The organism is Paenibacillus sp. Soil750 (assembly GCF_001428045.1).
GTDB lineage: Bacteria > Bacillota > Bacilli > Paenibacillales > NBRC-103111 > Paenibacillus_E > Paenibacillus_E allorhizoplanae.
In genome coordinates this window covers 195,159-221,287 of the sequence record NZ_LMSD01000002.1, presented here as the reverse complement: position 1 = coordinate 221,287, position 26,129 = coordinate 195,159, and the positions used below count along the sequence as shown (strand labels likewise).

General features: G+C 45.2%; 20 protein-coding genes and 1 pseudogene. 18 read left to right on the top strand and 3 right to left on the bottom strand.

Going from position 1 to position 26,129, the window contains the following annotated elements; genetic code table 11:
- Window positions 1-4: 4 nt before the first annotated feature.
- From ASL11_RS04190 to murI, 7 genes are all read left to right on the top strand, one after another.
- Window positions 5-907, top strand: coding sequence for a carbohydrate ABC transporter permease (locus ASL11_RS04190; protein WP_056610057.1), 903 nt, complete (start codon window positions 5-7; stop codon window positions 905-907).
- Between the two features lie 14 nt (window positions 908-921).
- On the top strand, window positions 922-1,821 hold the full coding sequence (locus ASL11_RS04185) for a carbohydrate ABC transporter permease (RefSeq protein ID WP_082595241.1): 900 nt from the start codon (window positions 922-924) through the stop codon (window positions 1,819-1,821).
- Window positions 1,822-1,842: 21 nt separating this feature from the next.
- The gene (locus ASL11_RS04180) at window positions 1,843-3,783 is read left to right on the top strand and encodes an alginate lyase family protein (protein WP_082595240.1); all 1,941 of its coding nucleotides are present in this window, start codon (window positions 1,843-1,845) and stop codon (window positions 3,781-3,783) included.
- 97 nt (window positions 3,784-3,880) lie between these two features.
- Window positions 3,881-7,558, top strand: a complete 3,678-nt coding sequence (locus ASL11_RS04175) for a family 16 glycoside hydrolase (RefSeq protein ID WP_056610049.1) — start codon at window positions 3,881-3,883, stop codon at window positions 7,556-7,558.
- A gap of 151 nt (window positions 7,559-7,709) precedes the next feature.
- On the top strand, window positions 7,710-8,240 hold the full coding sequence (locus ASL11_RS04170; protein WP_056610039.1) for an ATP-dependent Clp protease proteolytic subunit: 531 nt from the start codon (window positions 7,710-7,712) through the stop codon (window positions 8,238-8,240).
- A gap of 82 nt (window positions 8,241-8,322) precedes the next feature.
- Window positions 8,323-9,138: a Cof-type HAD-IIB family hydrolase gene (locus tag ASL11_RS04165; protein WP_056610036.1), complete on the top strand. Its 816-nt coding sequence runs from the start codon at window positions 8,323-8,325 to the stop codon at window positions 9,136-9,138.
- A 40-nt stretch (window positions 9,139-9,178) separates the two neighbouring features.
- On the top strand, window positions 9,179-9,952 hold the full coding sequence (murI, locus tag ASL11_RS04160; protein WP_056610034.1) for a glutamate racemase: 774 nt from the start codon (window positions 9,179-9,181) through the stop codon (window positions 9,950-9,952).
- Between the two features lie 57 nt (window positions 9,953-10,009).
- Here murI and greA read toward each other — a convergent pair whose 3' ends face one another.
- Together greA and ASL11_RS37320 are read right to left on the bottom strand one after the other, a co-directional pair.
- Complete coding sequence (gene greA / locus ASL11_RS04155; protein ID WP_056610031.1) at window positions 10,010-10,480, bottom strand: transcription elongation factor GreA; 471 nt, start codon at window positions 10,478-10,480, stop codon at window positions 10,010-10,012.
- 239 nt (window positions 10,481-10,719) lie between these two features.
- Window positions 10,720-10,851, bottom strand: a pseudogene (locus ASL11_RS37320) (SDR family NAD(P)-dependent oxidoreductase); the annotation flags it as partial.
- A gap of 199 nt (window positions 10,852-11,050) precedes the next feature.
- Between ASL11_RS37320 and ASL11_RS04145 the strand changes: the two are divergent.
- Window positions 11,051-12,802, top strand: coding sequence for a sensor histidine kinase (locus tag ASL11_RS04145; RefSeq protein WP_056610020.1), 1,752 nt, complete (start codon window positions 11,051-11,053; stop codon window positions 12,800-12,802).
- A 54-nt stretch (window positions 12,803-12,856) separates the two neighbouring features.
- Here the strand turns inward: ASL11_RS04145 and ASL11_RS04140 are convergent, their stop codons facing one another.
- Window positions 12,857-13,378, bottom strand: a complete 522-nt coding sequence (locus tag ASL11_RS04140; protein WP_056610018.1) for a metal-dependent hydrolase — start codon at window positions 13,376-13,378, stop codon at window positions 12,857-12,859.
- A gap of 228 nt (window positions 13,379-13,606) precedes the next feature.
- Between ASL11_RS04140 and ASL11_RS04135 the strand changes: the two genes are divergently transcribed.
- The 10 genes from ASL11_RS04135 to ASL11_RS04100 all read left to right on the top strand — a co-directional run bounded on the left by ASL11_RS04135 (window position 13,607) and on the right by ASL11_RS04100 (window position 26,113).
- Window positions 13,607-16,312: an alpha-L-rhamnosidase gene (locus tag ASL11_RS04135; RefSeq protein ID WP_056610016.1), complete on the top strand. Its 2,706-nt coding sequence runs from the start codon at window positions 13,607-13,609 to the stop codon at window positions 16,310-16,312.
- A gap of 51 nt (window positions 16,313-16,363) precedes the next feature.
- Window positions 16,364-16,633 carry a late competence development ComFB family protein gene (locus tag ASL11_RS04130; protein ID WP_056610014.1) on the top strand — a complete coding sequence of 90 codons (270 nt, stop codon included), beginning with the start codon at window positions 16,364-16,366 and terminating at the stop codon, window positions 16,631-16,633.
- Window positions 16,634-16,949: 316 nt separating this feature from the next.
- A complete protein-coding gene (locus tag ASL11_RS36280; protein ID WP_157256816.1) occupies window positions 16,950-17,117 on the top strand; it encodes a hypothetical protein in 168 nt (55 codons plus the stop codon).
- Window positions 17,110-17,280, top strand: coding sequence for a sporulation histidine kinase inhibitor Sda (gene sda / locus ASL11_RS35590; protein ID WP_082595238.1), 171 nt, complete (start codon window positions 17,110-17,112; stop codon window positions 17,278-17,280). Before ASL11_RS36280 ends, sda begins: the two co-directional genes overlap by 8 nt.
- 118 nt (window positions 17,281-17,398) lie before the next feature.
- A complete protein-coding gene (locus ASL11_RS04125; protein WP_056610010.1) occupies window positions 17,399-19,201 on the top strand; it encodes a cache domain-containing sensor histidine kinase in 1,803 nt (600 codons plus the stop codon).
- Between the two features lie 6 nt (window positions 19,202-19,207).
- Window positions 19,208-20,797 carry a response regulator gene (locus ASL11_RS04120; protein ID WP_056609997.1) on the top strand — a complete coding sequence of 530 codons (1,590 nt, stop codon included), beginning with the start codon at window positions 19,208-19,210 and terminating at the stop codon, window positions 20,795-20,797.
- Between the two features lie 126 nt (window positions 20,798-20,923).
- Window positions 20,924-22,261 (top strand): ABC transporter substrate-binding protein, encoded by a 1,338-nt coding sequence (locus ASL11_RS04115; protein WP_056609994.1) that lies wholly within the window; start codon window positions 20,924-20,926, stop codon window positions 22,259-22,261.
- Between the two features lie 33 nt (window positions 22,262-22,294).
- On the top strand, window positions 22,295-23,221 hold the full coding sequence (locus ASL11_RS04110) for a carbohydrate ABC transporter permease (protein ID WP_235550367.1): 927 nt from the start codon (window positions 22,295-22,297) through the stop codon (window positions 23,219-23,221).
- Window positions 23,222-23,236: 15 nt separating this feature from the next.
- Window positions 23,237-24,079 (top strand): carbohydrate ABC transporter permease, encoded by an 843-nt coding sequence (locus ASL11_RS04105; protein WP_082595236.1) that lies wholly within the window; start codon window positions 23,237-23,239, stop codon window positions 24,077-24,079.
- A 207-nt stretch (window positions 24,080-24,286) separates the two neighbouring features.
- Window positions 24,287-26,113 (top strand): assimilatory sulfite reductase (NADPH) flavoprotein subunit, encoded by a 1,827-nt coding sequence (locus ASL11_RS04100; protein ID WP_056610169.1) that lies wholly within the window; start codon window positions 24,287-24,289, stop codon window positions 26,111-26,113.
- Window positions 26,114-26,129: the final 16 nt, after the last annotated feature.

Here is a 26,129-nt window from a genome sequence, read left to right as displayed (position 1 = left end):
TGCAATGATGAAACGTAAGCATGCGCTTGCCCCTTATATCCTTACATTTCCGAGTCTTTTTCTGACTTTGGTGCTTAGCATTTACCCGTTAGGGTGGGCCATGCGCTATATGTTTTACAGCTATCCTGGCTATGGGGCTAAGACCTTCAATGGCTTAGATAATTTCAGAAGACTGTATGAGGACGAGACTTATTGGCAATCGGTTATCAATACCTTGGTGTATGCTGGGGGCAAAATCATTCTAACCTTACCCATCGCCTTAGTGCTCGCCGTGATACTTAACGGGGCATTGCGTGGACGACATCTGTTTCGTGCGATTTATTTTCTACCAACGGTCATTAGTACAGCTGTCATGTCTGTCGTCTTCTACGTTATTTTCAATTCGTATAATGGGATTCTCAATCAATATCTTGTGAAATACGGTATTATCCATTCGAATATCGATTGGCTGGGAACGAAGTTCGCCATGCTCACGATGATCATCATCGCCGTTTGGGGTGCCATCGGGAATTACATGCTGCTGTTCCTCGCCGGATTGCAAAATATACCGCAGGACGTCTACGAAAGTGCCGCCATTGACGGGGCAAATGGTTGGAAGAAATTTATTTACATCACTGTCCCTATGTTAGGCCCTGTGCTGCAAATGATCGTACTACTCGCCATAACAGCAGCCTTAAAAGGCTATGAGAGCATCATGGTGTTGACTGAAGGCGGGCCTATTGGCAAAACAGAAGTCATGTATCTTTACGTGTATAAGCTCTTCTTCCCCGTATCGTCGGCAGGCGGTGCTGTTCAGCAGCAAATCGGTTACGGCAGTGCAGTTGGTTTCGTATCCGCGCTGATTGTTGGCGTTGTAACGTTAGGTTATTTCTACTTATCTAAACGTTTGAATCAGATTAACGAATAGGAGATGAGGCTTACATGCAGACGGTTCCAACTCGTATAACGAATAACAAAACAACCTCGCTACCCTCCTATATCTCACTGTTCATTGCGAAACTAACGGGTAAGCTCATTCTATGGGCATTTCTGATTCTAATCGTGGTGTTCACCTTATTTCCGGTCATCATGGCTGTGCTTGGTTCTTTCAAAACAAATGCAGAAGTAACCACAGGTGCAACGTTCTGGCCATCCGTCTGGCAATTTTCCAACTATGCGAAAGCCTGGAAGGGTGCGAATTTCGCCCATTTTACGATGAATAGTTTGTTCGTTAGTATTGCAACCACGATAGGTAGTCTACTTGTAGCTTCGTTAGCTGCTTATGCCGTGGATCGACAGGAATTTACGGGTAAAAAAGTCTATGTGGCGCTGCTCGCGTCCACGATGTTCATCTCGATCGGCGCTGTTGTACTGCGCCCGCAATTCGAATTGATGGTGCATTTGAATCTGCACAAGTCCTTATGGGGCGTTGTGATCATCTTGATCAGTGGTCATGCAGCAACCTTCTTTACGCTCATTGGTTTCTTTAAAGGGATCCCGCGAGATCTAGATGAGGCAGCGAAGATTGACGGCTGCAGCGTTTATGGCATTTACTGGCGGATTATCCTGCCGCTATTGGCGCCTGGGCTAGGCGTTGCCGGGTTATTCGTTTTCCGCAATGCGTGGAACGAATACATTTTGCCTTTGGTATTCACGATGACGAAACCAGCGCTTCAAACGTTGACTGTAGGGTTAGCCAGCTTGCGCTATGGCACCTCAGCCGCTGCGGAGACGCACATTATGCTCGCTGGCGCCTGTATGTCGATTTTGCCGATACTCATCGTGTATATCCTTGCGAACAAATCATTCATTAGTGTCACAGCGGGTTCTGTCAAAGGATAATTCGTGTGAGTAAAGGAGATCATGATGCAATTTTATCTGACCAATGCGGAGCTGCGTGAAGCGGCAGGGACGTTTAAAGCGTATTTTCCTCTACGTGTGGAACACATTTTGGAGCAAGCCGACCATTCTTGTGCGGGACAGTTCAAGCTTCCTTATACGATGGCTGCAGGGGAGTGGATCGATCACGGTTTGCGTCCGGATTGGTTGTACAATCCTACGGAGGACCTGGAGTATACATGGATTCTTAATCGACATTGGCATCTGCGCGACTTGGGAATTGCGTATATATTAACAGGGGATGAACGGTATGTGGAGGCTTATAAGCGGCATATCACGAGTTGGATCGAGCAGAATCCCAAGCCAACCTCGCTAACATACGAGAAGATGGTGTATTTCCAACGGCCTGGTCCATGGCGGTTACTCGAAGTGGGATTGCGTGTGCAATCCTGGGTCTGGGGATATATGTTGATGAGCCATAGTGCGCTGCTGGATGGAGATTTTGAAAGAAAGTGGAGAGACAGCTTGGCCGAACAAGCGACGTTTCTGTCGAGGTATCTGGGAGAAACCTCGATCAATCATGCCACCATGCATATGCAAGGGTTGTTCATGGTTGGCACGTTCCTTGCCGATCATGCGGAGGCGCCATATTTCCGCCAGCTTGCCCAAGAGCGGCTTATGCTTTGTCTGCACGATCAGATTCGTGCGGATGGGATTCAAAATGAGCTGACACCGCATTATCATACGGCCAGCTTGGATATGTTTGGAACGCCATTTCTACTGGCGAAGCAGACGGGGCATCCTTTTCCAAACAGCTATCTGGAAAAGTTGAAATCGATGGTGGCTTTTAGCGTAGCGACGATACGGCCAGATGGTAAGGCTGTCGCGCTATCTGATTCGGATAGCGGTGCGCATGTGCGAGCGAAAGTCGGCTTTATAGGCGCAATTTGTGAGGATGAAGCCATCTGCCAGCAAGGCGAGATCAGTGAGGGGCTGCTCTGGCTGTTAGGAAGCGAGAAGTTCGTGTATTGGACGGAGCGGATGGGAGGAATGGAGAAGGAAATTCGGTCAACCGTTGCCTTCCCTGATTCGGGCTATTATGTGATGCAAGATGCGCAGCAGTATGTGTTCTTTGACGCAGCACCGCTAGGCGGAGCACATGGTCATGCGGATGCTTTGCATTTTGAATGGATGCATGGAGGGCGCTTAATCTTTGGAGATTCAGGCAGATACACGTACCAAGAAGGCGAATGGCGGCGGTATTTCAAAGGAACTTCGGCACACAACACGATTACGGTCGATGGACAGGATCAAACGCCGTACCTATCGACGCAGCAATGGGGAGAGCCGGAAGCGACTGTTGAGCTACATCGTTGGTTGTCTTGCGAGGCCTATGATTTCATTGATGCTTCGCATCATGGCTATGCGCGATTGAGCGAGCCAGTTGCGCATCGAAGATGGCTATTGATGGGGAAATCGCTGCCATTCCTCCTTGTCGTGGATGAGTTGGATGGCGTAGGTACGCATGTGATCGAGCAAATGTTTCATTTGTCCGATGAAGCTAGGGTGATGGATTGGAGCTATGGGATTGATGAGGGGGTGGAAGCGTCGATTTCATACGGTGAGGAGCTTGGGAAGACATCGGGTTGCCGGATGTACTGGGCTGGGAGTGCAGGGGCTCAGGCGTCTCTTGCGACGAAAGAGGGGTGGAGATCCGACCATTATGGCTCAAAGAAAGTAATCCCGGTCTTAGCGTACCGTCAATCTTTTACGCAAAGAGCGGTTATCGCTACGTTATGTTTACCTGAGTGTGAGTCGAATGAAAGTGAGGCGTGGCAGTTAGCGCTTTTGAAGGTTAATGAGGTGGCAGGTTCTACGGAGATTCAGATTCTGTTAAAAGGATCCGTCGATAGTCAGGTAGCCATAATGGTGAATCAGCGAGGTGTTTCGATAGAGGAGAATTGAGAAATAAGGGATGTGAATGAGAGGAGGGGATGAATAGCGAAAGTGTTGTAAGCGCTTACGATTTATTATGGCTCGCTCATTTGAAGGAGGACGTTAGATGCGAATACCGTGGAGTTTAGGCAAAATGAATCTAAGGATCGTCTTGATGTTATTCACTTCGTTAGTGATAAGTACACTGTTTGCAGTGACAAACAACGCACAGGCAGACACGAGTCGGGAGCAGATTTCATTGAATGGGGTGTGGGACTTTTATCCGAATGGCGGAGCAACCCGCTACGATATTACGGTCCCTTCCTATTGGGATACATCTGCTGGCTTTGGGTACCCAACATCATGGAATACACTGAACTATGGGGTATATAAAAGGAATTTCACGGTGCCCTCATCAATGACAGGGAAGGAAATCTTCCTAGACCTCGAGAATATCGGCCCGCTGTCCAAAGTGTTCGTTAACGGCACACAACTAGCGACAGAAACAGACGGTTACTTGATGACGAGATTGCCGTATAAGCTGGATATCACACCTCTCGCTATTGTTGGGGGGACGAATACGTTAGAAGTACGTGTGTGGGGTTACTATGCGCTGCCAGCCGATGCCAAGGATGCAAGTGGAAAATCCCTATATCCCATTGGTGTGGACAATCAGAGTTGGGGTCAAGGTCGCGGAATCAACGATGACGTAGCGTTAGTGGCGTATCCCAAAGTATTTGTTTCAGATACATTCGTCATCACCGATTTGAAAAATAACACGTCACCTTCCGACGACGAAATAACGGTGAAAACGACGGTGACGAACGCGACAGCGATCAGCCAAACGGTCACGGTCACAAATAGCGCTCAGCTCGTTGGCGGTAGTACAGAGAAAACTTTCTCTGACCAAACCGTGACGGTGGCAGCCAATAGTTCGCAAACCGTGACATGGTCCGCTGTACCTTGGACGAATGCGAAATATTGGTGGACGCACGACCCTAAGCTGTACAATTTGAACACGAGTCTTACTCAAAGTGCGGTCACGATCGACAGCTTAGTAACACGATTTGGATTTAGACAATTTGCTGTAAACACGAATTACTATCAGCTCAATGGTATTAAAACGAATCTCCGCGGAGATGCGCTGCAGTTCAACTGGGCAACGGGTAGTGGACACGGGGCAGCATATAGCTCATCGCAATCGTATGCGAATGCGAGCATTGCCGAGGTTAAACTAACCATGGATGAATGGAAAACCACCTACAATGTTGCGCGAACGCACATTCACGGAGGGATCAAGCAAGTATACGACTATGCGGATGAAATCGGCTTACTTCTCATTGATGAGACGCCTTACTGGCAGTATCACAGTGTGCATAGTTATACAACTGATGCAATGGATCACATTACGAAATGGGTTAAACAATGGGTGAATGCGAGGAAGAATCATGCAAGTATTGTGATCTGGAGCGGAGGTAATGAAAATTGGAGTTCAACGAGCAACAATACGACAATTCTGCATCCAACCATTGCAGCGGCAATCACATCGATTGATACATCGAAACCAATTATTCAGGATGACTTTACAACGGCAGATCAAGAGAATCATCACTATACGGGCGGTTACCAAATAGGCTGGTTGAACAATAGCACGATGTATGGACTGTACACGAATAACAGTACGAAACCCAAAGGTGAAGGGGAAGCATACACACCTTCGGGTGGGTGGCCGACACTCAATGCGAATGGGACGTATAACGCAACGTTGGCGAAAGATATTTTGAACGATAATGTCGTTTCACAAGCCGTTTGGCACCGTGCGGCTGATCGGATGACAAGAGCGATGAGATATGCGGGCTTTGCAGACATTCGCTATTATGCCAATTGGATCTATGCTTATGAAGTGACGGAGGATACCTTGTATCCGACGTGGTCAGATATGACGACACCAGGATTGAAGCCGGTCGCGATTAATCGACCTGTGTTTAACGCGTATGATTCAGCGAAACCAGCCTTTATCAAATCAGATTCGTATGAGTACACCCATAATACGTACTCACCTGTTGCTGCTTTTGATAAGGATGGGGATAAGAATAATTTGATCGGGGCTTCACCTCTTATATTTTCGGGAGGTACGGCTACAACTCGAACAATTATTGTGTATAACGATGAGCAGCAGGACGGAACTAGCGTGGATGTGAATTGGGAAGCGGGATATTTGAATCCTGGGAATGGCACCTATACGAGTTTCCAAACGGGTACATTTAATGTCTCGGTACCGTATGGCAACAAAGTGGAGCAAGCGATTTCGTTTACGCCGCCTACAGGTGTTTCAGCGCAATGGCTGCAATTGAAATTAACGGCGAAGAAGGGCACGATCACGAAGTTCCAAGAAACGAATCGGCTTGGCGCATTGGGGAGCATCCCAGCTGCGAAGATGGATGTACCAGCTAGCATCAATGTTGGTGTTAAGAATGTGACGAACAGTTTTCAAAAGCACAAATTGAAGATCATCAATAAAGGCGGCGGTTTAAGCACAAATTGGACGGTTAGTGGTCAAGGCGATTGGCTTGGGCTTACACAATCCTCAGGAAATTTGCGAGGGGAGCGGGAGATCTATTTTACGATTAATACGGTAGGTTTGGCGCCTAATTCAAGTTACTCCAAGACTTTAACGTTCAGTGAAGCAGGTGGTACATCGGATACGGTTACGATTAGTTTTCAAACAGATGGTAATCCGGGTACGACAAGCACCAGTTCAGTCACACTTCTGAGTGACGATTTCGAATCTGGCTCAGCAGCAGGGTGGTCGACAACAGGTGGAACGTGGGGTGTCATCACAGATGGTACGAAGGTATACACCCAGTCGAATACCACGGTTGGTGGAGCTACTGCTTTTATTGGTGACAGTACTTGGCAGCATTACAGCGTCTCAGCGAGGCTCAAAGCGGATGCCTTCGATGCAGGGAATTACGCGGGGATTGGAGTTGTTGCACGGTATGTGGATAGTAGTAATTATTACGCATTCATGTACTACAAGCTGACGAATACACTGAAAATCACGAAGCTGGCTGCCGGTGTCGCAAGTGATGTTGTGACGATGCCTTATACACTCAACACAGGCACTTGGTATGACTTCAAAGCTGTTGTCAACGGGGCCACACTGGAGTTATGGGTGAATGGGACGAAGCAGTTGACGGGGACGGATACAACGCTTACTTCAGGCAAAATCGGAATGTACGCTCATCGGGCAAATGCCAAATTTGATAATGTGAGCGTGGCGCCTATTTTCGGTGATGATTATGAGTCAGGATCAGCCTCAAGCTGGGCAACAACTGGAGGCACATGGAGCGTTGTGACGGATGGTACGAAGGTATTTAACCAGTCGAACAATGCGGCTGTTAGTATCAATGCGTATTCCGGACTGAGTACTTGGCAGAATTATACGGTTGCCGCAAAAGTCAAAGCTGACAGCTTCGATGCCGGCAATCTAGCTGGACTTGGTCTTATCGCACGACGTGTGGATGCGAACAATTACTATACATTTATGTACTATAAGTCCACGAATAGTCTGAAGATCCTCGAAGTCGTCGGCGGTACGCCTACCGACCTCGTCACCGTGCCATTCACGTTCACCTTGGGGGCCTGGTATGACTTCAAAGCTGTGGTAAATGGCAGCACGCTAGAATTCTGGGTGAACGGAACGAAACTGCTGACAACGACGGATACGAGTTTCACCTCGGGGCAAATTGGTCTTTATTCGCATCGGGCGAGCAGCAAATTTGATAATGTGAGTATTTACTAAAAGTAGCTAGGAGAGCCGCTTCTTCCCTTTTGCGGGGTAGGAGGGGCTCTTTTTCGCCCAAAAATCTGAAAACATCACGCAAAGAGTTACAAAGTTTCCAAACCGAGAATAGACTACTGTAATACAAGGCCATACGGACAGGAGGCATGTTATGAGTGACAGAACCCTTTATCTATTCGATGGCATCAATAAGACCTCTGTAAAACTGATTGTTGAGCAAATTATGAAACTTAATCAATTTGATGACGACAAAGATAAGAAGGAAAAGGATTATAAACGCCTGCCGATCGACCTGATCATAAATAGTAACGGAGGCAGTGTATACGATGGCTTTGGTCTTATTAATGTGATTGAGAACAGTAAAACACCCGTTCACACCTATGTGTACGGACTAGCGGCAAGTATGAGTTTGCTGATCGCAGTTAGCGGGCACAAAAGGCACGCAGGTCGACTGAGTACCTTTATGTATCACTCCGTTTCCACACATATTGATGGTCATTTGGAGCATTTGAAGAATCGAGTGGATGAAACGCAGAGGCTGCAGAACATCTATGATGAATGTATTTTGTCCAAAACGAATCTGCAAGCGGAGGAGCTCGCTCGTGTGAAGGAACATCAACGGAACTGGTACATGAGTCCAGAAGAGGCGTTAACCTATGGCATCATTGATACGATCATTTAGGCAAAGTGGGAGAGAAGCCCAAGGGATTCTCTTTTTTCTTTGTTTTTTCTGGGCATTTGGTGTTTAATTGAGAGATAGAGACATGGGGCGGCAACAACTGCTTCCGAATGAAAAGGAGAACCCTACTGTGTACAAAATTGTATTTTTTGATATTGATGGTACGTTAATTAATGAGGACAAGCAGGTGCCAGAGAGCACCGTTAAGGCGATTCACGATCTGAAAAAGAGCGGGATCGAACCCGTTATTGCAACCGGACGAGCACCTTATTTCATCAAGCCACTTGCGGAGTTACTTGGCATTGATTCCTATGTGTGCTTGAATGGCGGATATGCCGTCTACAAAGGCGAGCCTCTCTACCACCGCGTAATCGCTAAGAGTGCGATCGAAGCTCTAGTTGAGCTAGCTGCTGCTCATCAGCATTCACTCGTATTCGAGGGTCAGCATGCATTTGCAACAGATACACAGGATCACCCATTTGTACATAGCTCTGTATCCTCGTTAAAAGTTGATTTGCCAAGTTATGATCCGCATTTCTGGAAATCGAACGATATTTATCAAATTTTCCTGCACTGTGAAGCCAAAGATGAACATTTGTACGAGGGGTTGCTTTCAGATTTTAAGCTCATTCGTTGGCACGAACATGCGATGGATGTGTTGCCTGCAGGTGGTTCTAAGGCACAAGGCATAGCGGCGATGCTAGAGTTGGTCGGTTTGAAGCCGGAAGATGCGGTAGCTTTTGGTGATGGTTTGAATGATATGGAGATGCTTTCTTATGTCGGCTTCGGCATCGCCATGGGCAATTCGCATAAGGATTTATTGCCATACGCTGATCATGTGACTACACATGTGGATGAAGAAGGCGTACGAAACGGTCTTATCACAGCAGGACTACTTTAAGTCATTTTAAGAAAGAACGCTAATAAATAGGGTGAATAGGATGAAAATTGCTTTTTTTGATTCAGGTCTAGGTGGAATCACAGTTCTGAACGAAGCCATGAAGCGAATGCCTCAGGAAGATTTCGTTTATTTTGCCGATACCGCGCATGTTCCCTATGGTATGAAGTCGAAAGATGAGGTTCTAACCTTCGTCAAGCAATCCGTTGATACCATAATTCAACAAGAAGTTAAGGCGCTTGTCATCGCCTGTAATACAGCAACAAGTATCGCGATCGCAGAGTTACGGAGAATCCACCAGATTCCTATTATTGGAATGGAGCCAGCTGTTAAGCCAGCCGTAGAGATGAATCGTTCTTCTGGCAAAAGGGTGCTCGTATTCGCCACAAAGCTTACACTTCAGGAAGCAAAATATAGAGAACTCGTATCCCGCATCGATGATATGGGAATGGTAGATTCCGTACCGCTTCCAGAGTTGGTCCAATTTTGTGAAAATCTCATGATGGATGGTCCGCAGATCGTTGATTATTTTAAGACCAAATTAGCTCCATTTGATCTGAGTACTTTTGGTACGGTTGTACTTGGCTGTACACATTATCCATTTTATCGTGGGATTTTGAGTCAAATCCTACCGAACCACATTCAAATTGTAGATGGAAGTATAGGGACTGTGAATCACTTAATGCAAGTGTTGCAGGACAGCAGCCAACTCCAGGGTACGGGGAACGGACATGTGAAATGGATGTGCTCCAGCTTAGATGACGCCTACATAAAGAAGATGGAAAAGGCGCTTGCCTTCCTTCAAACGGTAAAATAAAAAGAAGCAGTTCATAACTAGAACTTCTAGTTACGAACTGCTTTTTCTTATTAGGAGCTATATGCGAATCTCTAGAAGCTCGTAGCTTATAATGCCCATGGGTGCATTCACACTAATGACATCGCCTACCGATTTATTCATGAGCGAGATGCCAAGCGGACTTTCATACGAAATTTTATTTTCGTTGACATTAGCTTCTTGAGAACCAACAATCTTGTACTCGATTTTTTCGGCGAATTCCACGTCATTCAATATGACGGTTGAGCCAACTTGTACCTTGGAAGTACCCGTGTTCTTCACAACTTTGGCCTTCTTGAGCATCCGTTCAATCGTGAGAACGCGTGTTTCCATGAAAGACTGGTCGTTCTTGGCAGAATGATATTCGCTGTTTTCCTTAAGGTCACCGTAGGAGATAGCCAATTTGATACGTTCTGCTAATTCCTTACGCTTCACTGTTTTCAATTCTTCAAGTTCAAGCTCTAAACTGCGTAAACCCTCAGGGGTCAAAATGATTTCATCATTGGACAAAAGTAAAGCACCTCGTTTCATTCGATATTAGCTATACTACTAAAGTCTATGAGACAAGTAAAGCAATCGGCATAAGGAATTATTTGTGATGATCCCAATTAGGAAGATTTATGCTGCATGGATTTGCGAATGGAAGCCCCAAACATTTTAAGGATTGTTTGTCTCGGGAGGATCCGTGCGAGTAGTGCAATGAAGGCATTATTGCCTCCATCAAGGACGAAAGATGAACGTTTGCCAAGTGCTTTTAGTTCATCTAATTTGGCTTTGGATCGGGCTACTAGAATGAGCGGATGTCCTTTGGCAGCTAATTTACGAGCAAAGGCTTCACCTATTCCCGAGGATGCACCTGTAATTAAAACAGTAGCTGACATATGAAAATTCCTCCCGCAATTTTATATTATAACCAAATAAAGGTGAGAATACCTTTTAATTGATAGACAACAAATTCGTCAGCTACTATACTAACATAACGTGGCAGTGATTTCTGCGTTATTTGTCGAAATTTTATCGCAATTTTTTTGCGCAGAATTGTAATGTCCAGCATACAAAATGAGAAAGTGTGACAACTTCATGAGAATAAACAGAAGAGTTATTTATATCACTTTTATAATTGTTATTTTGTTATTAATTACGAACAATAGCTCCTATTATTGGTATGCAAAATCCATCTTAACGCAGGAAATGTCAGAGCAAATGGCAACGACAGCGAATCAAATTCGAACGTCGATTGAACAGTCAGAAGCGGGAGCATTCTTTGTGGAAGATATGATTGGGGAACAATTACGATCGGCCGCTATCTTTGCCAAAACGAAGCTGGATCCCGATATCGACAAGGTAACGAATGAACAACTTGTTCCCCTTGCTGCTGAAGCAGGTGTCGATGGATTTTCACTCATGAAGCGCAGCGGAATCGGCGATGATATCATGGTTGGTAAATCCTCTGATCCCAATGAACTTACGCTCACAAGCACAATTACGTTTGGGTATTGGTTTACCGCTTTTGACCAATTGATGAAATATCACAATGTTACGATACCTGAAGGGCAAAAACTTCCTAATTTCTGGGCGGGAATTTATGAAGTGCCTGCTTCAGGCACGAGCGATGTTAGTAAATTTGGCTATTATTACGACGGGGAAGCGAATTATATTATTTGTGTGTTTGTAAATGCAGGTAAAATTAAGAAGTTCAAGGATATTATTGGTGCGGATACGATTGTCAAAAAAACACTGACATCCAATCCGGATATTATAGAAATTTCCGGATTAAACGGGATCACATTCGGTACGAAGCCGAAGGAATATACGAGACCGAATGGCATTATGTATGTTTCCATGTATGACCGTCCTGTGCTTTTCGGTACACATAACATCATTCAAGTGAATGATTTCACGAATTTCAAACGTGCTATACAGGACGAAAAGCCAGTGAGTGTGGTTGAAAGCTATAAGGGAAAACCGATTCTAAAGACATTTGTGTATGTGCCAATTAAAGAGAGAGTAACGGATGTTCAGCGAGAAATCCCTTATGTGATAACCATTGTTTCGGACTACCAGTCCATACAGAAGACGTTAAATGACCAACTTATTCGTGTAGCTCTGATCATTGTTCTATTTACCGTATTCAGTTGTCTTCTTGTATTTCTTGTATTCCGATTCAATACGAAGTCGCGTGAAACAGCCGTTCAGTCGACACAAGAAATGTATATTCAAAATGTAGACCTTATGTTTGCAACGATTCGTAGTCAGCGACATGATTTCCTGAATCATGTTCAAACCCTCTATGCCTTATTGACCAATGGGGAAAAAGAGGATCAAATGCGCTATATGGAGGAATTAATTGAGGAAATTAATGAAGTCAATGATATTATTCGAATTGGACAGCCAGCTATCGCTGCATTAATCCAATCGAAAATAACACTTGCAATGCGCACCAAAGTATCTTTCAGTTATGAATTCATAGGTCTGGATGGATTATCCCTTGGTGTGAAATCGGTTGATCTCGTGAAAATTATCGGGAATCTCATTGATAATGCCTTTGATGAAGCGAATAAATTCCCAGCAGAAGAGCGAGAGGTTTCTGTAAAAGGTTGGAAAGAATCGAACGCTGTGAAGATTTCAGTCAAGAATCGGGTGAATCCATCTTTTCATCTGGAAGACGACACGGATTTGTTCGCGATCGGCTATAGCACCAAATTAGAAGGTGGACATCAAGGGCTCGGTTTGCCAGTAGTTAAGGAACGTGTTGAGTACTATCGAGGAACGATTGAAGTTACATTGGAGGAAGGCTTTATTTGTTTTCAGCTATCGATTCCCATGCAATAGCAGAAATGAGAAAAATCGCGATTTGGTCAGCCGAATCAGCGATTTTTTTTGGTCTTATTTTGTAAATGAATAAGGCAGATATGGCAACACATAGTTCCAAAATGGAAGTACAAGACAGACAACGAGTAAAACCCAACGGAATACAGTTTCACTCGCGGAGCCGGTGTCGATTGCAATCCATTTGGGGAGCAGTCGGATTTTGAGCGTGATCGGCCAGAAGAGTTGGACACCACGATCATTCAGTAGGTCGATTAAGGAATGGGAAGCGTACGCAAGGATGAATACCCAGAAATATAAAGGCGGCAGAGGTAAGCATATCATCGCGAGCAGCGCCATAAAAAGCAAAGAATGCGTCAATGTTCGATGTTTGATTTTTAAAACATGAAGCAAGGCAGACAAAGGAAAGAGAACCTTGGCCATGGTGGAACCTGGTTTATCTACATCGGCTAAGGTACCTGCCAAACAACCGAGTAATAAAGAACCTGCAGCATCCCATGTGAAGAAACTGATGTCGCCTTGAATAAGTACGATTTCGGCTGCAATCATTCCAGCGACACTGTGTGTTTTTTGTAGCATAATAAGCGCCTTCCTATCTATAAGTTCATATAACTTTATACTATTCGAGTTATACATGGAAATTAAGGGTATCGCAATACAAAAGAGATATTGTCGTATTTCACCTATATAAATGTCTGAATACACCTTACAAACAAGAGGATGGATATTCTACAATAAGTCATAAAGATGCAATAAATAAGGAAGCGCATCTCACACGACAGCTCGTGTATCTAGGAGGAGAAACCTATGAGTTTCATTCGAATTTCAGCTTTGCTTTGTGAATACCAAGTTAATCCAATCGGATTGGATACGGCTCAACCACGCTTTACTTGGCAGCTTGAAGCTGATACTAACGCTACCGTGCAATCAGCATATCAGATTCAGGTAAGCATGTATCCTAGTGATTTTGAACCAGCGAGCTTGGTTTGGGATACGGCCCGTATCGCTTCAGATCAATCTGTGCTTGTTGCCTATGCTGGCCTTGAGCTGCAGCCGCGGACTCGGTATTACTGTCGAGTGAAGGTATGGAACCAATCCGGTTTGGCTTCGCCATGGAGTGAAATCGCTTACTGGGAAATGGGACAGCTTCAAGTATCTGATTGGCAAGCGGCATGGATTACGCCAGATCCTTCACATATAGACCCGGATGCGGAAGAAGCCTATTATCTTCGGAAAACCTTCCAAGTAAACGGGCAGATTCGCAAGGCGACGATTTATGCGACAAGCCACGGTGTATATGAACTGGAGCTTGATGGTACGAGAGTTGGCGATTGGGAGTTGACGCCAGGCTGGACCAGCTACAAGCACCGTCTGCAGGTTCAGAGCTACGATGTTACGAGCAGTCTGATCTCAGGGAAGCAACACACGATTGGCGCTGCGTTAGCGAATGGGTGGTTCAAAGGCAACCTCGCGTGGAAGCATCAGCGGAATGTTTTTGGAAGCGTACGGGCACTGCTCATGCAAATGCATATCGTTTATGAGGACGGTACCGAAGAGATTATCGTCAGCGATTCCTCCTGGCGAGCATCGCTTGGGCCAGTCCGCATGTCAGAGCTATATCATGGCGAAATCTACGATGCGGGGTTAGAGCTTTCGGGTTGGAGTCTGCCAAGTTATGATGACCAAGATTGGGTTCCGAGTGTTGAACTCGATTATGGCAAGGAAACATTGGTGATGCAAGAGAATGAACCCTCCCGTGTGACGGAACTGTTGCAGCCTGTCGCTGTGATTGAAACCCCGTCAGGGGAAACTGTGCTTGATTTTGGTCAAAATATGGTAGGAAAAGTACAGATGCAATTAAATCTGCCCGTGGGTACACGCATTGAGCTGCTGCATGCAGAAGTGCTTGATGCACAAGGGAATTTCTATATTGGCAATCTGAGGTCAGCGAAGCAGTCGGTTACCTACGTGTGTAGTGGAAAAGGAGAAGAATCTTATGCACCGCATTTCTCCTTCCAAGGCTTCCGTTATGTCAAAGTTGTGGGATGGCCACAGGATGTTGTATTCGATGCTGCATGTTTTACAGGGCAGGTTATCCACACCGATATGGTAGCGAAGGGAACGTTTGAATGCTCGCATGCACTTTTGAATCAGCTGCAGCGAAATATTGTTTGGGGGCAGCGAGGTAATTTCCTCGATGTGCCTACCGATTGTCCGCAGCGCGATGAAAGGTTAGGCTGGACGGGGGATGCTCAGGTGTTCATTCGAACAGCAGCCTTTAATTATGATGTAGCACTCTTTTTCAGCAAATGGTTACGAGATTTGAAAGCGGATCAACGTGAGGATGGAGGCGTTCCCTTCGTCATCCCGCATGTGCTTTTTGAGAAAGATCATTCTTCTGCAGCTTGGGGAGATGCGGCGGTGATTTGCCCGTGGACACTTTATCAGGTTTATGGGGATCAACGCGTCCTAGAAGAACAGTATGACAGTATGAAAGGTTGGATTAACTATATCCGTCAGCAAGGCGAGAACGAATACTTGTGGCAAACCGGCTTCCACTTCGGTGATTGGCTCGGACTGGACGCCAAAGAGGGCAGTTATGTCGGGGCAACGCCCAAAGATCTAATCGCAACTTGCTTCTATGCGTATTCGACTTCGCTTTTTGTCAAAACAGCAGAAGTTCTAGGACGCGAAGCGGATGTCGTTGAATACACAGCGCTCTATGAGAATATTGTTGAAGCATTTACAGCGGAGTTTGTGACACCAAGTGGAAGATTAGCAGGACATACACAAACTGCGCATGTGCTTCCGTTGATGTTCGGACTTGTTCAGGGAAGCACACGGGAACGCTTAGCGGCGACCCTTGCTCAGTATGTCAAAGAGCAAAATTACCATCTCACGACAGGCTTCGTCGGCACACCATATCTATGTCATGTACTTACAGAGAATGGCTATCATGATGTGGCAGTCAAGCTTGTTATGCAAGAGGATTATCCTTCCTGGTTGTACACGATTCATAAAGGGGCTACCACGATTTGGGAACACTGGGATGGTATTAAACCGGATGGTACGTTCTGGAGTGATGATATGAATTCCTATAATCACTACGCATATGGTGCAATTGGCGATTGGTTGTATCGGAAAGTAGCTGGTTTGGATTCCGACGACCGGCAGCCAGGGTACAAACGGATGAGCTTCCGACCTCGGACGGATTCGGGTCTTACGTATGCCAAAGCATCCCTCATCACGAATTATGGGGAGGTTCGCAGTGAATGGTCCGTTGAAGAATCGGGGGACATTCGTTATACGTTCCAGCTCCCGCCAAACACTAGCGGAGAGGTCATCTTAGCTGGATCGACTCTCTCGGAAGTGACATGCGATGGTCAAAAGTTAGAGTCCATCTCGGGTATTCAAGGGGCTAGGGAAGATGAAGGCAATGTAAGAATTGAGCTTGGCTCAGGAGTCTATCGATTTCAAGTACAGCGTACAAACTCCCTATCTTTGTCATTCTAAGTTTATCGAGTATAATAGACGTAACAAAGGTTCTTAGAGGGAGAGTTACAGATGGCTGTCATCAACGCAATGGAAACCGTGGTTAAGCAGTTGTTCGAAGAATTCCGGAAGAACTATGAATTGAAGTGTGATTGTTTAACGTGCCAAGATGATATATTGGCAATCGCGCTGAACAAGCTTCCACCACGTTATACTTCCAGTGACAAGGGACATCTATTTGTAAAAGGTGAATTCACGAATCAACAGTTGCGCTCTGACGTCATGCGAGAATTAATGGAAGCATCAAGCATTGTTGAACATCATCAGCATCATCGCGAGTAAATGCAAGTTAGGACTACGCCGCTATCTCCGTTCAGACGGAGGTGGCGGCGTTTTTGATTTGGGGTGAATACGCGGCACAGTAACCCTACATCACAGCTGAGACTCACTCACTATCTCAACATAGTTCTTACGCACTATCATGCGCGAACCAGCGCCACAAACCCATTTATCGTGCCTCCCTGAATGCAAACAAAATTACATAATATAGAAAAAAAAGAGGTAAGAGATGCAAAAAAAAATGCGCTGTTTTTTCACGCACTTCAAGCTAAGATAGAAATAGGAATTTCCAAATAAATGAAAATTAGGAGGGGTTCATGTGAAATCAGAGCAATTTAATGGCATTTTTGATTCGGTGTTAACGGATGTTGTACAACAATCTTATGGCAATATATGCTTGCCCTCCGATGAACAAATCCAACAATCGATGAAGAAAATGATGTCGATGCTAGAAGAAAACCCGAAATGGTTGTTGCACAATGAATGATCGCGATAATTTGAAAGCCATCTCCAATGACACGCTTGTTGATGCCTATATAAATGCAAGCCGGATGAAGCTGAGTAAGGAATTTCTCATGTTTTTACTTTTAGAAATTCAAGCTAGACAGATTAGTTTATTCCGAGAAAATAGTTTAGAAAGCACAAGCTAATGTTCATCCCAAGTGGTGAGTTTAAAAAAAGGTATGAATCCTTTACAATGTAACGGACAGGAAACTCCTGACGTTGCATGGTAGGGGATTTTTTGTTTTCGCTAAAGGGAGGGCATTCATGCATATACTTCAGAAGTTGATTCCAACAACACATTGGTTCCGCAACCAACGCATTCGATATAAAATCATACTTATTTATTTCCCGCTCATCTTCGTGCCCTTGTTTGTGCTGGGTTTCGTTTCGAACCAAGTCTACACGAATGCAATCGTCAAAAAAACAATCAAAAACGTGTCGGACAACTCTTCCCTCATCATTACCCGCATCACAGGCATATTAACGAACGTGGAAAGTTGCGCAAATATGTTAACCATCAATCTTAATAAGGTGATCGTAGAAGATCCCCAATCCTTAGCTGCACCAGAAACTAGCCTGCAAATGTACACGCAAATCACGAATCAGCTGAGCTTTGCCTTGCTTGTTTTCCCTGATGTGCAGTCAGCGGCATTCATTGATACGAATAATCGAGTCTATGGCTCGAATGTACTCATGGAGCGGAATCGGGAGTGGATACCCACAAGTCCCATGCTCAAACAAATTGATGCATCGAGCGGGAATAACATTTGGTTCCCCATGCAGCGCAGGGATTATTTAACGAATGGCTCCCAAGAAACGGTGATGACGTTAGGCAAGCGGGTTGTAAACATCTATACAGGACAGAAGCTTGGCCAGCTTGTGCTCAATATCAAGGAAAGCTCCTTATCCGCAATTTATCAGAAAATCGGTTCGATCCAAGATGGCAGCTACTTTATTGTGGATAATGAAGGTGTTGTTACCTCTTCGCAGCATCCAGAGGAAGTCCTCCAAGAAGTGGCGAATCCCGAGATGAAGCGTTGGATCACATCAAGTAAGCATGTGTCCGAACCGACTTCTTTCGAATATGAGAAAACACTCGTTGTCAGCTCCGATGTACCTAGCTTTGGTTGGAAATTAATTTCGATGGCGCCTCTTGCATCCTTAACGGCAGATACACACAAAATTACGTTGCTTATCGTGCTGCTGGGTATTGTTTGCCTCTTTTTTGCCCTTCTTGGCGCAGGAATGCTCTCCCAATTGATTGCCAAGCCCATAATGGGGCTCACGAAATACATGAAGAGGGTTAAGGAAGGCAGCTTAGACATTGAGTTCCAAGTAAATTCAGAAGATGAAATCGGGATGCTGTCTTCTGGTTTTAATGCGATGATTCGGCGGATTCAAGAGCTTCTGACCAACATAAATTGGGAGCAAAAGAAGAAGCGGGAATACGAACTTGCCCTGATTCAAGCGCAGATTAAGCCGCATTTCCTCTATAATACGTTGGATGTCATCTATACCTTGTCAGAAATGGGACGAACCCGCGATGTGCAGCGGACGACGAAAGCACTGGCTGATTTCTATCGCGCTGCGCTTAGTAAAGGCCGCGAAACCATCACGATTGAAGAAGAAATTCGCAACGTGAAAGACTATTTAGCTATTCAACGGATCCGCTATTCCGATGTATTTACCTATGAATTTGATATTCATAACGATGTGCTAAGCGGTCAAATTCCGAAACTCACCATACAGCCGCTTATCGAAAACGCGATTTATCACGGGCTCAAAACGAAAGGAAGTCTTGGACTTCTCAAGGTAACAGGCGAAATTGTTGATGCCAAAATAAAAATCATTGTCGCCGATGATGGTGTGGGTATGGATTCAGATCGGCTCGAGGCAATCGTGAAAAAGACCGAATCTCCGCAAGAGGCTGTGGGATATGGCTTCAAGAATGTGAATGACCGTATCCAATTGTACTATGGAGATGAATATGGCTTACAAATTACAAGTGAACAAGGACAAGGCACGGAAGTTACACTATGGTTGCCTTTTCAAAGTGACGAGGAGTAGATGAGCATGCAGAAAATAGTGATCGTCGATGATGAATCGATTTTCCGAGAATATTTGCGTTCAGCATTAGACTGGGAGGCCTATGGCTTTGAACTTTGTGCCGAAGCGAAGAACGGGATCGAAGCCCTCGAACAAGTTCAATTGCATCAGCCTGATATAGCACTTGTAGATATAACCATGCCTTTCATGGATGGTTTGACCCTTACTGAGCAATTGAAGGAGCACTATCCAGCAACGAGCGTGGTTCTCATCACAGGACATAATGAATTTGATTATGCACGCAAGGCGCTGAAACTCGGCGTGGAGGATTATATCCTCAAGCCGTTCTCCAAGGATGAACTCATCTTGACGCTACTTAAGCTGCAGAAGGAGCATGAGAAAGCACGGGAAGAACGATCCACCCTCAAGGAAAATCAACAATTGATGAAAGAAAGCTACTTGAACCATTTGCTTAGCAGTGACTATCATCATTCTCCAGAGGAAACAACTCAGAAGCTCCAACAACTCGGGGAGTCTTTCGCCTCCTCCTTGTTTGTGGTTGCGTGCATTGAGATTGACCATATGGATGTCAAGTGGAATCAAGTGAGCGATCGCTTACTGTGGAAATATGCGGTTACGAACATTCTCAATGAAGCGTTAGAGGAGACGGGGCATCACCTTATTTTCAACGGGGCAGAAGGGCGGATTATTTGTCTAGTCGAGCATCAAGGGGGGAAGGAACTCGAGGTGCCTGCGTTAGAGGGATATGAGAAGCTCATTTTTCTGATCAAAAAGTACCTGAAATTCACGATCACCATCGGTGTTGGTCGGAGTCAGTCTGGCTACGGCGGAATTCGAACTTCTTACCTAGAAGCGTTAGAGGCTTTACAAAACAAATTCGTCTTAGGAAATGATCGCGTCATTGCGTACGGTTCCAGTGTGCTTGATTCTGGTAAGCAGGCGCTCTACCCGACGGAAGTCAACGAGGAGCTTCTCGTACTCTTGCGCATGCATAATACGGAGAAAGTAGAAGATAAGCTGGAAGAAGTTTTCCAATCCATTCGGGAGCAGCGCTTGTCTTTGGAGTATACCTATGTGATATCCATGGGACTTATCTCAGTTTGTTTATCCTATGTCACGGAGATGGGGCATCCCATCGAGGATTGCTTTGGCGAAGTCTTTTACCCTTATAGTGAAATCAAGCGGTTGGGTTCAATCGAGAGCACATCGATATGGATCAAGGAGCTATTCGCTAAGGCGATTCAATATACCAACAAGCACAAGAAGACGAGATCCTCGAAAATTGCCCAATCAGCCAAAGAGTACATCGAGGGGCAATATATGGATTCGGAGCTCCAATTGGATCAGATTGCCCAGCAGGTGTTCATTAACCCAAGCTATTTGCGGGCGATATTTAAGAAGGAAATCGGCATGACTGTAACGGATTATGTGACACATGTTCGTATGCATAAAGCGAAGGAATTACTTGGCAGGGGAAACATTCGATTGGCGGATATTGCGGAGCAGATTGGGGTCAATGACCCTAGTTATTTTAGCAAAAGCTTCAAGAAATTCTTCGGCTATTCGCCAAGTGAGTATGAGAATAATCGCATATAACGACTGCACACAAATGTGCGGATTTTACAAGAAGCCCTCAGTTATTCCATTATCACTGTGGGTTTTTGCCTCTATACTGAGGATGTAAAGAGGAGAAACGCACAAGAATTATTGGGAGGTCTACACATGAAAAAGATGGCAGTTACTCTCGTAAGCTTACTCGCGGCGACTAGCCTAGCAGCTTGCGGTTCCACAGAAACACCGAAAGAAACAACCAGCGCGGCCCCGGCGGCAACAGCTGCAGCTACGACAGCTCCGGCTAAGGCGGATGCAAAGCCAGTCAAACTTAGAATTTATGCCCAATATGCAGATGAAGATACGAAAACACCTTATGACTATGCGGTAGCTGAATTGAAAAAGGAAATGCCTAACGTAGAGCTTGAGCTGGATATCCAAGCACAAGATGATGGACAGAAGTTAAAGACGTATGCAGCGACGGGGAATCTTCCAGACATTTTCCAAGCAGGTCTAGACATTATCGACACGTTCAAAAAATCCAATAACATCCTGATGTTGGATGAGTATGTAACGAAGTTTGGCTTCAAGGACAAAATGCAGCCGAGCGCAATGAACACGCTGGTGACGGATGATGGACACACATATGCATTCCCGTATGCAGGGAACGAAGTAGCCCTGTTGTACTACAACAAAGATTTGTTCCAACAAAACGGCGTGAAAGTACCAACAACGTATGATGAAATGATGACAGCTGTTAAAACGTTCAATGCAAAAGGTGTGACACCGCTTTCCATTTTTGCCAAAGAGAAATGGCCTTGCGTAGCGCTGTATGACATGTTCGTAACACGAGCTGATCCAGGCGGTATTAACAAGTTGGATAAAGGTACGGCGAAAGCAGAAGACGCGGCGTACAAAACAGCTGCTGATAAAATTATCGAGCTTGTGAAAGCAGGCATGTTGCCAAAAGGCGCAACCAACTTGAACTATGACCAAGCCGCGGCACTTTACCATGAAGGTAAAGCAGCCATGTTCATCAACGGTCAATGGGAAATTGAGGCCGCAACCAAAGCGCTTGGTGACAAAGCCGGCTACATGTACTTGCCAGCAGCGGATGCAGCAGCCTATGAAAAAGGTAAAACAGCATTCAGTGGCAGCGGTGGTCCAGGTGGATATGCGGTATCCGCAAACACAAAGGATAAAGAGCTAGCAGCGAAAGTTGCCTCATTCATTTCCTTGAAATATGCTGAGTACAAGTTCACGAACCGCAGCAACCCGATCGTAGCTACCAAAGTGGATAAGCCGATTGTGAAGCAGTTCCCTCCAATGATGGATCAACTTTCCAAGGATATACCGAAAATCACAAGCACAACCGCTTTCTCATGGGGCTTGTCCAATCCGAAGTTCAAAGCAGCACTTGAAGATGCAACTCAAAACCTAATGACAGGTAATTATACGTCTGATCAATTCGTCAAAGATTTGAATAAAGCAGCAGTAACAGCCAAATAAATGTGATTCTATGACAAGGAGACTCACCCTGGAATGCTCAAACCCAGAGTGAGTCTTCTACTCTACAAGGGAAGTGATGACATGCGCAAATTCATGGGAAATAAAGTAGCGATTATGCTGTTCACGCTGCCGGCTCTCCTTTTGTATACAGTGATCGTGTTTTATCCGATTTTACAAACCTTTTACCGCAGTACCTTCGAATGGGATGGATTGAGTGAAGGCACGTTTATCTTTCTAGATAACTACACGCGATTGTTTCAAGATAGTATTTTCTATACGTCCCTCTATAACGGTCTTGTGTTTGCAGGCATCTTAGCCGTTGTGCAAATTGGGATCGGGTCTGTACTCGCTTTTGCCGTAGCAGAGGGTTTCAAAGGGAGTAAGCTTCTACGCATTTCCTACTTCATTCCGGTTGTACTTTCAATTACCGTCGTCTGTCAACTCTGGTTGGCGATGTATAACAGTGAGTATGGGTTGATCAACAAAGTGTTTGAAGCGCTGGGCATCTCCTATCGTCAAGACTGGCTGACGAACAGCAAAACAGCGATCTTCGCGATTGCCTTCGTAAATGCTTGGCAGTACATGGGCTACCAGTTCGCGCTGCTTCTTGCGGCTGTGAAGTCTGTACCTGAACAGTACTTAGAGGCTGCCCGTATCGACGGCGCTTCCAAATTCAAAGCACATATGAAGATTACGATTCCGATGCTGGCTGAGACGTACAAATTTTGCTTAGTCCTCGCAATTACAGGTGGGTTGAACGCTTTTGCTAACATGTTTATCATGACAGGCGGCGGGCCAGGTAACTCCACCTACACGTTGACGTACCTGATGTACCGTTCTGCTTTCCGTGTTGGCGAATTCGGTTATGGCAGTGCGGCAGCAGCATTCCTTGTCATTGAATGTTTGATTGTAACGTTAGCGATTAACAAACTTATCGCACGTGAACGTATTACCTTTTAAAGGAGGATGTTTAAGATGAACGGCTTACTCAAATTACGCAAAAAAAATCCGCTCCTTGGCATCCTATTATGGGTGTATGCGGGATTGTCGGTGTATCCGTTATTGTGGATGATCTTTTATTCACTGAAAAATAATAATGAAATTTTCGTTACGAATCCTTTCGGAATTCCAACGCATTTTCGCTTCGAAAATTATGTGGATGCTTGGTCCAAATTTAATGTACCGCAGTACTTTAGCAACAGCTTGCTCGTGGCAGCCTGCACCGTTGTAGGGACGATTGTCCTCTCTGTAACGTTTTCCTATGCGGTAGCTCGCATGCAATGGCGTTTCAAGGAAGTCGCAAGAATCTATGTAGTCATCGGGATGTTCATTCCTGTACAAGTCATCATGATCCCATTGGCTATTCTTGTTCGTGATTTCCACTTAGCTAACACGTATGGTGCACTTATCGTTCCTTATATTGCATTTAATATTTCGTTCTCCAGTATGGTGTTCTATGGTTTCTTTCGTTCAATCCCGGTTGAGCTTGAAGAATCCGCTTGCATGGATGGGGCTAGCATCTATCGGACGTTTTACACCATTATTTTACCTATTATCAAGCCGGCAATGGCAACGATGGTCATTTTCGTTTTCTTATCCTCGTGGAATGAATTCACGATGGCCCTCATTTTAATTACCAAAGAATCGCTGAAAACCTTACCGCTTGGATTACTCTTCTTCCAAGGTCAGTTTACGACAAACTGGGGCGCGATGGGGGCAGCAATGACGATTGCCAGCTTGCCAACGGTACTCGTTTATGTCCTCTTCAGTGAGCAAGTTGAGAAGGCGATGACCGTAGGGTCAGCTGTGAAAGGCTAAATATGTAAAAAAAGATGAAATGACCCCTTTTTGGGGTCATTTTTTGCATGAAAAGTGCTCATTTAACCATATATCAATTCCCCTTATAAGTCTCATAAGATGAATCTAATTGACCTATGATGCGCACTATGATAGTTTTCAATGGAGAGTAAAAATAGTGCGAATTATAGCAAAGCTTATCAATACATGCTGATGAGGTGGATTTTGTTGGAACTTCAAGTCTTAAACAGTCCTTTTAACCAAGAGCAAGTTGAATTGCTCAACCGCGTCCTACCAACGTTAACGGATACTCAACGTATTTGGCTGAGTGGCTATCTAACAGCTCAACAGGGTTCGACAAATTCCGTGGCTGCACCAGTTACTACCGTGCCAACGGCTGTAGCTAGTCAACCTGTTATTTCCAAAGAAGTAACAGTACTATTCGGATCCCAAACAGGTAATTCTCATGGATTAGCTAAAAAGCTAGCGAAGAAGCTAGAAGAGCAATCGTTCCAAGTCACGCTTTCTTCCATGAGTGATTTCAAACCGAACAATTTGAAAAAGGTTCAAAACCTTCTTATGATCGTTAGTACGCATGGCGAAGGCGATCCACCGGATAATGCGATTTCATTCTACGAATTCCTTCATAGCAAAAGAGCACCTCAATTAGAAGAACTTCGTTATTCTGTTCTTTCCTTGGGTGATACGTCGTATGAATTCTTCTGTCAAACAGGTAAAGATTTTGATAAACGTTTGCAGGAGCTTGGTGCCAAATCATTAACTGAGCGTGTTGATTGTGATGTTGACTTTGATGAGCCGGCTGCAGCTTGGGTTTCTGGTGTGCTGGGTGCTTTAAATGCGGCATCAGCTACAGCTTCCGTTGGTGGTGCAGCAGTATCGACTGGGCATGCAGCTTCCGGAGAGTCGGAATACTCCAGAACGAACCCGTTCCAAGCGGAAGTGCTTGAGAACTTGAACTTAAATGGCCGCGGCTCCGATCGTGAAACTCGCCATGTGGAAATCTCCTTAGAGGGTTCCAATCTGCAATATGAGCCAGGAGACAGCTTGGGTGTATTCCCAGAGAATCATCCGCGTCTAGTTACTGAATTGATTCAAGCTATGGATTGGAATGCAAGTACGCCTGTTGCTGTCAACAAAAATGGGGAAGAGCGTCCGTTGCAAGAAGCGCTTACTCGTTACTATGAAATCACTACATTGACGAAGCCTTTGTTAGAGCAAGTTGCAAAGCTTTCTTCTAACGAGAAGCTTCAAGCACTTGTTGCTGCTGGCAATGAAGCTGAGTTGAAATCGTACATCGCTGGCCGCGATTTATTAGATTTAGTGCAAGACTTCTCCCTACAAGGTGTGTCTGCTAGTCAATTCGTAGCCGTGCTTCGTAAACTGCCTGCTCGTTTGTATTCCATTGCTAGCTCATCCAAAGCTTCACCAGATGAAGTGCACATCACTGTACGTGCGGTTCGCTATGAAGCGAATGGCCGTAATCGTTATGGTGTTTGTTCCGTTCACTTGGCAGAGCGTGCACAGTCAGGTGCAGCGTTGCCGGTTTATATTCAGAGCAACCCGAATTTCAAGCTTCCTGAGAACCCAGAAACGCCAATTATTATGATTGGACCTGGTACTGGTGTAGCGCCATTCCGTTCGTTCCTTGCAGAGAGAGAAGAGACGGGTGCAGATGGTAAAACGTGGTTATTCTATGGAGATCAACACTTCGCTACAGATTTCTTGTACCAAGTTGAATGGCAGCGTTGGTTGAAAGACGGCGTTCTAACGAAACTAGACGTAGCGTTCTCTCGTGATACGGATCAAAAAGTATACGTGCAGAACCGTATGTTGGAGAAAAGTCGCGAGCTGTATCAATGGCTGCAAGAAGGCGCTGTTGTCTATATTTGCGGAGACGAGAAGAAGATGGCACACGATGTGAATGCTGCGCTGCTCACGATTCTTGAGCAAGAAGGCGGATTAAATAACGAAGAAGCCGTGCAATATTTGGCTAATATGCAACAGCAAAAACGTTATCAACGGGATGTTTATTAAAACGGGATCCCCGCGA

Excerpts from the sequence above, each read along its gene's own strand:
- ASL11_RS04130 (WP_056610014.1), top strand. The coding sequence starts at position 16,364 with ATGGCTGTCATCAACGCAATGGAAACCGTGGTTAAGCAGTTGTTCGAA.
- ASL11_RS04125 (WP_056610010.1), top strand. The coding sequence starts at position 17,399 with ATGCATATACTTCAGAAGTTGATTCCAACAACACATTGGTTCCGCAAC.
- ASL11_RS04170 (WP_056610039.1), top strand. The coding sequence starts at position 7,710 with ATGAGTGACAGAACCCTTTATCTATTCGATGGCATCAATAAGACCTCT.
- sda (WP_082595238.1), top strand. The coding sequence starts at position 17,110 with ATGAATGATCGCGATAATTTGAAAGCCATCTCCAATGACACGCTTGTT.
- ASL11_RS04115 (WP_056609994.1), top strand. The coding sequence starts at position 20,924 with ATGAAAAAGATGGCAGTTACTCTCGTAAGCTTACTCGCGGCGACTAGC.
- ASL11_RS04180 (WP_082595240.1), top strand. The coding sequence starts at position 1,843 with ATGATGCAATTTTATCTGACCAATGCGGAGCTGCGTGAAGCGGCAGGG.
- ASL11_RS04110 (WP_235550367.1), top strand. The coding sequence starts at position 22,295 with ATGCTCAAACCCAGAGTGAGTCTTCTACTCTACAAGGGAAGTGATGAC.
- ASL11_RS04140 (WP_056610018.1), bottom strand. The coding sequence starts at position 13,378 with ATGCTACAAAAAACACACAGTGTCGCTGGAATGATTGCAGCCGAAATC.
- ASL11_RS04175 (WP_056610049.1), top strand. The coding sequence starts at position 3,881 with ATGCGAATACCGTGGAGTTTAGGCAAAATGAATCTAAGGATCGTCTTG.
- ASL11_RS04105 (WP_082595236.1), top strand. The coding sequence starts at position 23,237 with ATGAACGGCTTACTCAAATTACGCAAAAAAAATCCGCTCCTTGGCATC.
- ASL11_RS04145 (WP_056610020.1), top strand. The coding sequence starts at position 11,051 with ATGAGAATAAACAGAAGAGTTATTTATATCACTTTTATAATTGTTATT.
- ASL11_RS04185 (WP_082595241.1), top strand. The coding sequence starts at position 922 with ATGCAGACGGTTCCAACTCGTATAACGAATAACAAAACAACCTCGCTA.
- ASL11_RS04135 (WP_056610016.1), top strand. The coding sequence starts at position 13,607 with ATGAGTTTCATTCGAATTTCAGCTTTGCTTTGTGAATACCAAGTTAAT.
- ASL11_RS04165 (WP_056610036.1), top strand. The coding sequence starts at position 8,323 with ATGGGGCGGCAACAACTGCTTCCGAATGAAAAGGAGAACCCTACTGTG.
- ASL11_RS04190 (WP_056610057.1), top strand. The coding sequence starts at position 5 with ATGATGAAACGTAAGCATGCGCTTGCCCCTTATATCCTTACATTTCCG.
- murI (WP_056610034.1), top strand. The coding sequence starts at position 9,179 with ATGAAAATTGCTTTTTTTGATTCAGGTCTAGGTGGAATCACAGTTCTG.
- ASL11_RS04120 (WP_056609997.1), top strand. The coding sequence starts at position 19,208 with ATGCAGAAAATAGTGATCGTCGATGATGAATCGATTTTCCGAGAATAT.